Below are 12,103 nucleotides of genomic sequence, written 5' to 3'. Positions count from 1 at the left end.
CATCGATACCATGAGAGGAAGATTGATGCTGGCATGGTATCAGGGAGCTTGAACAACTCGCGTTCTGGAGCAATCCGGAAACCTGCGACTACACCAGCATGGCATCAAGTTGCTTAGTGCCATTCGAGCTGTCTGATTCACCTGAGAACAAGATGGTATAGCCCATCGACTTGTAGCTTTTTTCGCGTTTATTGAACATGCGCTGGAGCATGGGAAGTCCGCAGTCAACGTAGTCGTGAATCGTCACTTGCGTTTTGCCGTCTGATTCCCGATGAATCCTTCCTGCGTATTGCGCTAACGAACCTTTCCAGGCGATGGGCATGGCAAGAAACAGTGTATCCAGCCTGGGCAAGTCAAAACCCTCTCCCACATACTTTCCGGTGGCGACCACAACCTGCGCCGAATGCAAATGCTCATCAACTCGCTTGCGTTCAGCGGCTTTCATTGCGCCTTTTAATATGATGGAATCAATACCGTTTTCTTGGAGAAGGTTGTTAATCATCTCGGCATGTTCGCGCCTTTCAGTGAGGACGATTGGGTGCCTGCCTTCGCGAACACTATTGATCACATCTGAAGCAATTCGTTGTGTTCGCTCTTCGTTTTCCATTATCCACCGGTAGGCATCTGTAATTTTGGGCCGCTTCTCGGGCTGGGAAAGATGTAGTGGGGGCGTATCATAGAATTGATGGACTTGAACTTCTTGTTCGAAGTTTCCTTCAGTTGAGCTTTTAACTTTGTGCCGAATGGGGCCGGCAGCCATAAAGATGATCTTCTGGTGGCCGTCCTGTCTTTCCGGGGTAGCAGTAAGGCCGAGCACGTACTTCGCTCGAACTTCGTTCAATACCATTTCAAAGCGCGGGGCGGATACGTGGTGGCATTCATCAACTATGACATGCCCGTAGTCCTGAACAATGGGAGAGACGGTATTGTCTTTCTTGTTAATCAGGCTTTGATATGTCGCTATATCAATGATTCCGGCCGGCTTCTTCTTACCGCCTCGGATGACGCCAATCTCTGCTTCTGGTAAGAACGAACGCAGTCTTTCCTGCCATTGATCAAGCAACTGGCGGCTATGCACAAGAATGAGCGTGTTTGTATTACGCTTGGCGATCATTCCGATAGCCGTTACGGTTTTGCCAAATGCCGTAGGTGCATGCAGTACTCCTGTATCGTGTTTGCTCATTGCTTTAACAGCGGCCTGTTGGTTTTTTCTTAAAGTTAGCAGCGGTTTTATCGAAGAAAGCTTTGTTCCCGGCTCACGCTTGTCATCGATTTGGACGTCAATATTGTTCTCTTGCAATAAGGCGAGGGCCGCATCCAGACACCCGCGTGGCAATGCCAAGTAGCCTTGCTCAATGCGTGCGCAAGAAATGAACCTCGGAATGCCGTGAGTAGAAAAGCGAAGCGCCTGTGTTTTAAAGAAAACCGGATTCGAAAAACTCGCTAAACGTCTTAATCTTGCTGAAAGAGCGCCTGGCAGAGACTTTATCTCGAAATAGATGTGGTTGGCGAGCGTTATCGTTATCTGTTGAGGTGGGTTTTCCAGAATCAGTGGCTTGGGTTTGGCTGTTATCTCCCAGGGTGGCCGGGTATCATTAACATCCTGCTCTGAAATCAGGTTTCCATTGGGAGAAATCTGCGAAAGAAGCTTATTTAGCTCAGATCTGGAAAGCCTCTTTATCTCTGCGAGGTACTGCCATTGATCTTCAATGACATTCAATTCCTTATCGACAAATGAGCTATTGCCTGCTTGCCTGGCTTCGCGTTGGAGCGGCAAAGCAATCAAATTGCCGAATCCACCTTCAGGAAGAATATCCTGATTGGGAAACAATCTGTCATAGGAATCGAAAGACAGGTTTGGATAAATCTCCATCGCTTTACCCAGCAGGCTGAACCCCAGTAAGCGAGCTTCGTTGGCGGAAATTTTTTCATCAAAAAATATCCAGAGATGCGCGCCATTTCCTGAGCGGGAAATCTCTACAGCGTGAGGCACGCTATATTCGGTACAAGCTCTGGACATCGCTTTTACTTCGTCTTGCCAGCTGCCTTTATCGAAATCGACGGCCAGCAAGAAGCAGGTGTTATCTTGGAGTAAAGGGTACAAGCCAACAATCTGCTGTCCAGCCAAGTGGCGATAAATGACCTGATCGTTTAACTCGCTAAACTGGTGGTGAGTGCAGTCAAGACATTTGATCCTCGGTTTTTTGCAGATGCCCTGAACCCACTCGTTGTTACAGGCTACGGAATAGCCACTTCGTCCTTGTTGGTTTTGCCAGCGATTGGCAAAAATATCGGTGCGCCCGCGAAACAGCATTCTGAAAATTGCAATTTTTTGTTCCGGTGAGAGTGAGTCCGAAGCGGGGGGAGGGGACTTGGATCTTTGCAGCTTTTCCCTGAGAGCCATGAGCTGCTGTTTTTCCTGCTCAAGCTCAGTCAATCTTGCATCGATAGTGGAGATATCACCAAACTTATTTCCGCTGCCGCGGAGCTTCTCTTTGGGTGGATGGTGGTTAGACATGATGTTGTTCCATGGACGGATGCAGCGATAGGTGCTTATAGTGTCTCCAATGATGCCATGGGCACGAATAGCTTCATGGGGCTGTCTCTTAACGGTAAGAAAAAGTCGAAAGATCGGTAAAAGGCCAACGCTTCCTGATCAAGCACGTCTAGAACGATGCCCAGAGCAGGTATGCCATTTGGGTTGCTGGCGATCTGATAGGCATGTCTAAGTGCGTGAACCAGTGTTTTTGCCCCCAGGCCTTGCCGGTGGAACCGTCGGTCGATTCCAAGTTGAGCGAGCAGGATCACGGGAACAGGGTATCGCGGCAGGCGGGATGGATCGGGCAACTCTTCACGAACCAGGGTCTGATGGGCCAAGGTGTAATAAGCAGCCACATGAGATTTCCCTGATCCTTCTTTAGGGGCAAGGGCCTCGGGTATATAGGGCAGAACAAAGGTCCGGTTGAGGTTCAATGCCATATTCTTTGCCGCGTAGCGACGCAGGTAGGTGTTAATGGCATCCTTGCCGCAATCGAATGATTTAACATTGATTGCACTGGGATCCAGTGGCAAAAACTCAGTGGTTGGCATTCAGCACGAAGCCCTCTTGGTCAAGTGCTTCTGCCACCTTACGGAGTTTATCGGTTGGTGCTGGCGGGTTGTCACAAGCCTCGCAAAAGGCATCGAATTGCGCATTGGTCAGTTGAATACTGCTGTAGGCTTCCAATGCCTCGGGCGCATGCTGTTTCACCAACTGAGTGACATAGGCCTTGATGCTGGTTAAACCGGACGCGCGTGCAGCACGCTCTGCCAGCGCATAAGTTTCCTCATCCCACTGCATTTCATAGCGTAAAACTTTAGACATGTTAATCTCCAAATACTATTTACGGAAAATCTCCGTAATCAATAAAAGTATTACGGGATTTATCCGTAAAGTCAAATGGTTTGCTGTCAAACCCATAGTTGACTGTAATAGTACAGTATGGGAGTCTGTAAATACTGTATTGTTACAGTATTAAGGGGCAGAGATGAAAGCAGAATTCGAGAAGCTATTGCAACCTTACTCCATCGAGCCAGGTTCCTTGCTGCCAGCTATATTCAATATTTTTGCGTTGTGGCATCTTAGCGGGCACGAGCAAATGACTCTGCTGGGTCTGAGCAACGAGAAGACCTTCTACAATTGGAAAAATCAGCCGGAAAAAGCGAAATTGACCCGAGACTTTCTGGAAAGGGCCAGCTATATCCTGGGCATTTATAGAGCGCTACAAATACTCTTTCCCGAAGAAGCGCTCAGCGATCAGTGGCTTCAAACACCGAATGACAATCCGGTGTTCGATGGTTCGGCGCCAATGAAAAAAATGTTGGGTGGTTTTGTCGTCGATTTGGCAGCTGTAAGGAAATTTCTCGATAGCCAGCTTTTAGCGCAATGACCGGAGTCGTTGTTACTTGAGGATGTTTTCTGCGAAAGCGGGGTTAGAGACCCCGGCAGATGAAACTGGATTTGAGAGATATCTGCATCGATGCTGTAAAGTGGCGCATTCTTCCGCTCAGGATATATATTTACAAGAAATTTTTGAGCATGGTATTTTTCATGGTATTCCTATTTAGCAGGAAAATAAGCTATTGAATATTAAAGACAAAAAAGGCTTATTGATAATAGAGTGGGAGTGACCGCTCGATACTCTTCGTAGATTAGGCTTCAGTCAGACAAAGGCACCTTATTGCCAAATGAACTCAGTTATCACAGACCCGAATCACGAAAAATGGATGGGCGAAGCGCTTGCGTTAGCGCGTCAAGCCGAGCATTTGAATGAAGTGCCGGTGGGCGCAATTGTGGTTAAGGATGATCAAATTGTTGGGCGAGGCTTCAATCAGCCCATTTCCACCAATGATCCCACCGCGCACGCGGAAATGATGGCGTTGCGAGAGGCAGCGAAACACCTCGGCAATTACCGGTTGGTAGACTGCACTCTTTATGTCACGATTGAACCCTGCACTATGTGCACAGGCGCGATGGTGCACGCGCGTATTAAGCAGTTGGTATACGGTGCGAGAGAGTTGAAATCGGGTGCCATTGAAAGCAATGCACAGTTATTGGATGCACATTTTTTTAACCATAAAATCGATTGGCTGGGAGGGGTGTTGTCCGAGGAATGCTCTGCATTAATGAGCCAGTTTTTTAAGCGCCGCCGCGACCAGGTTAGAAAGAGTAAATAGCCCTTAATTAGTGGCGGTAAGTGGCCGCTTTCAGTATCATTAGCGCTGCCCTTTTTGTCCCCCCAAAATAGCCGAGAGAATTCAGTTAAAATGCTTCAATTGCGTGGTGCTCCCGCTCTTTCCGATTTCCGTCTTAAAAAATTACTCGATCAACTTAAGCTCGTTGCGCCGACGGTGGAGAATGTCTACGCCGAATTCCAGCACTTTGCTGAACTGGCGACGGAGCTTAGTACGCAACACAAGGACGTTCTCGCCAAGCTTTTAACCTATGGGCCTAAGGCAGAAATCAAGGCGGCGCAGGGAGAGTTGTTTTTGGTGCTTCCCCGTTTTGGTACGATTTCGCCCTGGTCCAGTAAAGCCACCGATATCGCACATAATTGTGGGCTGGAAGTGGTCAAGCGGTTGGAGCGGGGCATTGCTTACTATATACAATCGTCCTCTCCACTCAGTCAGCTTGAACGCGAGGCGATTGTACCGCTCATCCATGATCGGATGACGGAAACGATTCTTGATGATGCCAACGACGCGACTCGAATATTTCAGCATGCCGAGCCCAAACCATTCATCTCGGTGGATATTCTTCAGGGAGGTAAGGCAGAGCTGTCGCGGGCAAACGTTGATCTTGGTTTGGCGCTTGCGGAAGATGAAATTGAATACCTGGTCGAAAATTTTACTGCTCTGGGCCGTAACCCCACCGATGTCGAATTAATGATGTTTGCCCAGGCGAACTCGGAACATTGCCGTCATAAAATCTTTAACGCTGACTGGGTTATCGATGGTCAAGAACAGGATAAATCCCTGTTCGCGATGATCCGCAACACCACACAATTAAATGGTACTGGCGTACTGTCTGCTTATTCCGATAATTCGGCGGTGATCGCAGGTTCCAAGGCGGGGCGTTTTTATCCTGATCCGGAGACAAAAGAGTACGCCGCCAACACCCAGGATATTCATATTCTGATGAAGGTGGAAACCCATAACCACCCAACGGCTATTGCTCCTTATCCCGGTGCAGCAACAGGTTCCGGCGGAGAAATTCGCGATGAAGGTGCGACAGGAAAAGGCGCCAAGCCAAAAGCGGGGCTCACAGGGTTTTCCGTTTCTAACCTAAAGATTCCTGGTTTTGAGCAACCCTGGGAAAGCGATTACGGTAAACCGGGACGCATTGTTTCGGCGTTAGACATAATGATCGAAGGCCCTCTCGGTGGCGCCGGGTTCAACAATGAATTCGGTCGGCCCAATCTGTGCGGTTACTTTCGCACCTTTGAGGAAAAGACGAAGGGAGCAGCAGGAGAAGAGGTGCGTGGTTATCATAAACCCATCATGATCGCTGGTGGTTTGGGTAATATTCGCGCTGAGCATGTGATTAAAACCGGCATCCCTGCGGGTACCAAGCTCGTCTTGTTGGGTGGTCCGGCCATGCTGATTGGTTTGGGCGGAGGCGCTGCATCTTCAATGGCTTCCGGTAGCAGTAGCGAAGATTTGGATTTTGCGTCGGTACAACGAGATAATCCGGAAATGGAGCGCCGTTGTCAGGAGGTGATTGACCAATGCTGGCAGCTTGGGGAGCGAAACCCAATCGCCTTTATTCACGACATCGGTGCGGGCGGTTTGTCCAATGCTTTTCCGGAGCTGGTATCTGATTGCGATAAGGGTGGTCGTATTCAACTGCGCAATGTGCCCAGTGATGAGCCGGGTATGTCGCCTTTGGAAATCTGGTGCAATGAGTCGCAAGAACGCTACTCGTTAGCCGTAAAACCCGAAGACTGGGATCGATTTGAAGCTATCTGTCAGCGCGAACGCTGTCTCTATGCGGTCATTGGTGAGGCCACTGATGAACAGCAGCTGGTCGTTGAGGATGCCCATTTCAATAATACACCGGTGGATATGCCGCTCAATGTGTTGTTAGGTAAACCGCCAAAAATGTTACGTCAGGTAGAACGTGTTGCATTTCAACCGGATGAATTTGATAGCAGTAACATTGACCTGCTGGAAGCAGCTGAACGCGTACTGAAGCTACCCACAGTAGCCAGCAAGAGTTTTTTGATAACTATTGGCGATCGCTCGATCACTGGGATGGTTGCTCGCGACCAGTTTGTCGGCCCCTGGCAAATACCGGTTGCCGATGCAGCGGTGACTATTAGTGCCTATGATACCTACGCCGGTGAAGCCATGGCGATGGGTGAGCGTACTCCTGTTGCATTAATCGACTCACCCGCTTCCGGTCGACTAGCCATTGCTGAAGCCATTACGAATATTGCCAGCGCCAATATAGGCGATATTGGGCAAATTAAGCTATCGGCAAACTGGATGGCTGCGGCAGGGCATCCGGGCGAAGATGAAAATCTCTACGCCACAGTAAAAGCTGTCGGAATGGAATTGTGTCCGGCCCTAGGTATTGCTATTCCTGTCGGTAAGGATTCCATGTCCATGCGAACTCAATGGCAAGAGGGAGATGAACAGAAAAGTGTAACCGCTCCACTATCGCTGATAATCAGCAGTTTCGCGCCAGTCAAAGACGTGCGTAAAACCGTTACGCCTCAGCTAAAAACCGATGCCGGTGAAACGGATCTGATCCTGGTTGATTTAGGCCGGGGACAAAACCGCTTGGGCGCTTCGGCGCTGGCGCAGGTGTACAAACAAATCGGTGATCAAGCGCCGGATCTGGATGAGGCGGAAGACCTCAAAGCGTTGTTTGCGGTGGTACAGGGCTTAATCGAAGACCAGTTATTATTGGCCTATCATGATCGCGCCGACGGTGGTCTGTTCACGACGCTGTGTGAAATGGCATTCGCCGGGCACGTGGGGTTAGATGTGAATCTGGATATCCTGGCGGAAAACAGCAGTCTGGTAAGTGCCGCCTTATTTACTGAGGAATTGGGAGTTGTATTGCAAGTGGCACGTAGTAATACAGAGCAGATTCTCACCCAACTGAGTGCTGCCGGATTTGCTGATTGCGCATACGTGGTGGCTAAGTTGAATGATCAGGACAGCATCCGCTTTATCGCACAGGAAAACACCCTGCTGGACATTTCTCGCATACAGGCGCAACGCTGGTGGTCGGAAACCAGTTACCGTATTCAGTCGTTACGTGATAATGCGGAATGTGCAAAACAGGAATTTGATCAGCTGTTAACAGCTGATGACCCCGGATTATCGGTAAATTTAACTTATGATCAAAACGATGATATCTCTGCTCCTTACCTCAATCGAGGTGCTCGCCCACGTATTGCGGTGTTACGCGAACAGGGTGTAAACGGACAGGTGGAAATGGCAGCGGCATTTGATCGTGCCGGTTTCGCCAGTGTCGATGTACACATGAGTGACATCTTATCCGGGCGAGTGACGCTGGATGATTTCAAAGGTCTGGCGGCCTGTGGCGGTTTTTCTTACGGCGATGTCTTGGGAGCGGGAGAAGGTTGGGCTAAATCGATACTTTTCAATACCCGTGCAAGAGACCAATTCTGCGCCTGGTTCACTCGTCAGGACAACTTTACCTTGGGTGTGTGTAACGGTTGTCAGATGCTCTCTAACCTTCATGAACTGATTCCCGGCACTGAACACTGGCCGCATTTTGTGCGCAATCAATCCGAACAATTCGAAGCACGTGTGGCGATGGTAGAGGTACAGGATTCATTATCAGTCATGCTACAGGGCATGGCGGGGTCACGCCTACCTATTGCTGTTGCACACGGCGAGGGTCGTGCGGAATTTAAAAATGCCGGAAGTATTGAGGCGTTAACCAACAACCAACTCGTTAGTCTGCGTTATGTTGATAACCATGGGGCTATCACTGAAAATTACCCGCAAAACCCTAACGGCACTCCCCAGGGCATCACCGGGCTAACAAACCAGGATGGGCGGGTTACGATCATGATGCCGCATCCGGAACGGGTATTTCGCGCCGTACAGAATTCCTGGTATCCAAGCGAGTGGCAGGAAGATGGCGCCTGGCTGCGGATGTTCCGTAATGCGCGGGTGTGGTTAGGATAGAATTTGCAGGCATGTTAGGGCGAAGGCGTTGCCGATAATACAAAAGCCTTCTCCCTGACCGGGGAGAAGGCTAGACTGAGCGCTATCAAGTAGGGTCTGCCGATTGAATCCCTTGAGACTTTCGGTTTATCATCCGGGACATCTTTTTATAGTACACCAAAAGAAACATGGACAAGTTCGACCGCTTCCAACTATTGCATCGTATTTTCAAGAACCATCGACGACCAGTTACTCTGAGTTTGCTCGCACAAAAATTAGAGTGTGGCGAAAGAACTGTCAAACGCACTATAGCGCAAATGCGGGATTATCTCGATGCGCCAATTGAGTATTTTGCTAAGGAAAAAGGCTGGCAATATGTTGGGGAAAACAGAGATTTATTTGAACTGCCCGGCCTCTGGCTAACCAGTGATGAACTGCAATCTCTCACTCTACTCATGCACAGCATGGAAAGCTTTGGCAAAGGCTTGTTGCGTGACGAGTTGGGGGTGATTGACCGGCAAATCGACCGCCTGTTAAGTGCCAGAGGTATCAAACGCTCCGAGTTTGATCAGCATATCAAAGTGCTGCCCATGGCAAACCGCCAGATTACCAACCGCACTTTTCGGTTGGTGGGTGAAGCGTTGCTACAGCACCAGTGTTTGAACATTCGCTATTCGAGCTATCATCAACAGAAAACCAAGCGCCTGATCAGCCCGCAAAATCTCGTGTATTATCGCGAAAACTGGTATATCGATGCCTGGTGTCATCTGCGCCAAGAGCTCCGTACCTTTTCGTTAGCCAGAATCGAATGGCTGGAAATCACCGATCAGAAAGCAAAGGCTATTCCTGCCCAAGTATTGAGAGACCATTTCGAACAAAGTTTTGGTATCTTTGCCGGTCAAGCCAAACATACCGCCAAGCTAAGATTCGACCAAACAATTGCTCGCGAAATCGCACTTCAACAATGGCATCCGCAACAGCAAGGAGAATGGCAAGGGAATGAATATCTGCTCAGTTTACCCTATGCGGATGAACGGGAGTTGATGCAGGATATCCTAAAACACATTCCTCACGTTTATGTTGAAGCGCCGGTAAAATTGCGCAAGGCTGTGCAAAATCGATTGCATGCGGGGCTGGAAATCTACAGCGGCAAACGCATCCGCCAGCCCTAAAAGGAAGCGATTAACCACATGCCGAAAGGGCGTTTACAAACCAATATTGTCATTATGCGCACGTTTGTACGACTCAGGCAGCTGCTAAATTCACATCAAGAATTGGCACAAAAATTCGATGTGAAGGAACAAAAATATGGTAAACAACTTAAAATAGCTTTCAATTCGGTCTGGCTACTAATGACACCGCCAGAGCCTAAAAGAAAAGACCGATAACTCTATGTGGGAGACTGAAAATCAATAAAGGCTCAAGCCGAGTCCCGTTCAGTCTCACAAGAGTAGGTTTGGCTTTAGTCGGATAAAAAATACTGGATAAATCGACAGGACATGTTTTGACCAAAGTACTGGCTATACTGGTGTCACACAAGGAATAAAAGGAAGTTAGCGTGAACAAACGACAGTTTATCGAGAACGTTGAAACCTCACAAATTGATATAATGGACTATCGAAACTGGGCTTCAGGAATGGAGTTTTGTTGATGGATCAATTAACAGACCTTAAAGCAATCCTGCACTCCAAGCGCGCCAATATCTATTACCTCGAAAAATGCCGTGTCATGCAGAAGGATGGCCGTGTGCTCTACCTCACGGAAGAGAAAAATCAAAATCAGTATTGGAATATCCCGATCGCTAATACCACCTGCCTTTTGCTTGGTACTGGAACATCGATAACACAGGCCGCTACCAGAATGCTGGCGCAAGCAGGCGTGTTGCTAGGCTTTTGTGGTGGAGGTGGGACGCCATTGCTCATGGCGAACGAAATTGAATGGCTGTCTCCGCAAAGCGAATACCGTCCTACCGAATATATCCAGGGCTGGATGCAATTCTGGTTTGACGACGAAAAACGCTTGCAAGCCGCAAAATATTTTCAACGAGCAAGAATTTCTTACCTGCAGCAAGTTTGGCGCAAAGATCGCGATTTAAAAGCAGAGGGTTTTAGCAGCGATGATGACCACATTATCCAGGCATTAAATAACTTTCTTCACAAAATCGAAAAAGCGTCGAAAGTTGGTGACCTTCTGAAAATCGAAGCCCAGCTCACCAAGCAGCTATATAAAACGGCAGCCAACAGCACCAAATACGGTGATTTTGTACGCGAGCGTGAAGCTACTGACACCGCTAACGCATTTCTCAATCATGGCAACTACCTCGCTTATGGTCTGGCTGCGACCACCCTATGGGTATTAGGCATTCCTCATGGTTTTGCAGTGATGCACGGTAAAACCCGGAGAGGTGCCTTGGTATTTGATATCGCAGACCTGATCAAAGACGCGCTGATTCTGCCCTGGTCTTTTATTAGCGCCAAAGAAAATGCTACCGAACAGGAGTTTCGTCAGCAATGTTTGCAGGCTTTTACCCAGCATAAGGCATTGGATTTTATGTTTGATCAGGTGAAAGCAGTTGCACTAGATTCTTATGCGCTTGAAGCAGCCAAGTAGTGAATATGGATATAAATGTAGTAGGAGCAAAACAAATGGTGAGCAAATATAAGTTGGTGACGATTCAGGGGGAAGACATCACTATTTTATCGAATGATTATATTTTCTTAATCGTGTTGATAACGGCTAAAGGTTTCAGTGTTACAAAGAGGGGTATGGGTAATGCGTAGTAGGAATCAGACTATGGATGTTATTGGCAGGAAAATTTCATTCACTCAAACGAGCACCGAAGACTTTATTAGCATCACAGATATTGCAAAATATAAAAACCCTGAGTCGCCTGCTGATATTGCATTAGAGTTCGCGTCATGGGTTTCAGTAGAGTTCAAGTTTTATTTAATCAAAGAGTTTCAGGGGTTAAAAAGCGAGCAAGAAAAAGGCTTAGATTGGGACATTAAGCGTAATCTAGCCAAAATAAACTATCGTATTCATACCGATGCCATTAAAGGAAATCTGGTGCCCGAAGCTTTATCACAGCAGGCAATAAACCAGATGTATGCCAGTGAAGCTGATGTCCTCAATGTGGCGCTTTTTGGTAAAACCACTTCTCAATGGCGAGCGGAACACTCAGACAAAAGTGGCAATATTCGTGACTACGCGAATGTTACCCAATTGGTTTGCTTGGCTAATATGGGAAATCTAAATACGGTATTTATTAACGATGGGTTGGCCCAACAAGAACGATTAGTTCGTCTTAACCAGATCGCTATTCAACAGATGGGGCTACTGGTAGAGAACAAAACTGTTAAAAAGTTGGCGGGGAAATGATCATCAAAGTGAAATTGGAAAAACCAGGGAGAAACAC

At 48.0% G+C, this 12,103-nt stretch carries 9 protein-coding genes; 6 read left to right on the top strand and 3 right to left on the bottom strand.

Annotated elements, in window-relative coordinates:
- Positions 1–88 precede the first annotated feature (88 nt).
- From H6995_10440 to H6995_10430, 3 genes are read right to left on the bottom strand one after another with little or no spacing between them, the layout of a single operon-like run.
- Positions 89–2,518 carry a DEAD/DEAH box helicase family protein gene (locus H6995_10440; GenBank protein ID MCP5215414.1) on the bottom strand — a complete coding sequence of 810 codons (2,430 nt, stop codon included), beginning with the start codon at positions 2,516–2,518 and terminating at the stop codon, positions 89–91.
- 35 nt (positions 2,519–2,553) lie between these two features.
- Positions 2,554–3,090, bottom strand: coding sequence for a GNAT family N-acetyltransferase (locus tag H6995_10435; GenBank protein MCP5215413.1), 537 nt, complete (start codon positions 3,088–3,090; stop codon positions 2,554–2,556).
- Complete coding sequence (locus tag H6995_10430) at positions 3,077–3,364, bottom strand: DUF1778 domain-containing protein (protein MCP5215412.1); 288 nt, start codon at positions 3,362–3,364, stop codon at positions 3,077–3,079. The genes H6995_10435 and H6995_10430 overlap by 14 nt, the downstream gene beginning before the upstream one ends.
- Positions 3,365–3,527: 163 nt before the next feature.
- Here H6995_10430 and H6995_10425 point away from each other — a divergent pair, with 163 nt between their 5' ends.
- The 6 genes from H6995_10425 (at position 3,528) to H6995_10400 (ending at position 12,066) form a co-directional block, all read left to right on the top strand.
- Positions 3,528–3,929 carry a DUF2384 domain-containing protein gene (locus H6995_10425; GenBank protein MCP5215411.1) on the top strand — a complete coding sequence of 134 codons (402 nt, stop codon included), beginning with the start codon at positions 3,528–3,530 and terminating at the stop codon, positions 3,927–3,929.
- 298 nt (positions 3,930–4,227) lie between these two features.
- On the top strand, positions 4,228–4,716 hold the full coding sequence (tadA, locus tag H6995_10420) for a tRNA adenosine(34) deaminase TadA (GenBank protein ID MCP5215410.1): 489 nt from the start codon (positions 4,228–4,230) through the stop codon (positions 4,714–4,716).
- Between the two features lie 90 nt (positions 4,717–4,806).
- Positions 4,807–8,709, top strand: coding sequence for a phosphoribosylformylglycinamidine synthase (purL, locus tag H6995_10415; protein MCP5215409.1), 3,903 nt, complete (start codon positions 4,807–4,809; stop codon positions 8,707–8,709).
- A 167-nt stretch (positions 8,710–8,876) separates the two neighbouring features.
- On the top strand, positions 8,877–9,860 hold the full coding sequence (locus H6995_10410; GenBank protein MCP5215408.1) for a WYL domain-containing protein: 984 nt from the start codon (positions 8,877–8,879) through the stop codon (positions 9,858–9,860).
- Between the two features lie 478 nt (positions 9,861–10,338).
- Positions 10,339–11,298 (top strand): type I-F CRISPR-associated endonuclease Cas1, encoded by a 960-nt coding sequence (gene cas1f, locus H6995_10405; GenBank protein ID MCP5215407.1) that lies wholly within the window; start codon positions 10,339–10,341, stop codon positions 11,296–11,298.
- Between the two features lie 162 nt (positions 11,299–11,460).
- Positions 11,461–12,066, top strand: a complete 606-nt coding sequence (locus H6995_10400) for a hypothetical protein (protein ID MCP5215406.1) — start codon at positions 11,461–11,463, stop codon at positions 12,064–12,066.
- Positions 12,067–12,103 lie beyond the last annotated feature (37 nt).

Source organism: Pseudomonadales bacterium (assembly GCA_024234615.1).
Taxonomy (GTDB): Bacteria; Pseudomonadota; Gammaproteobacteria; order Pseudomonadales; family IMCC2047; genus JAJFKB01.
The sequence above is the reverse complement of the archived record's forward strand: the minus strand, read 5'-3'. Positions and strand labels throughout refer to the sequence as shown.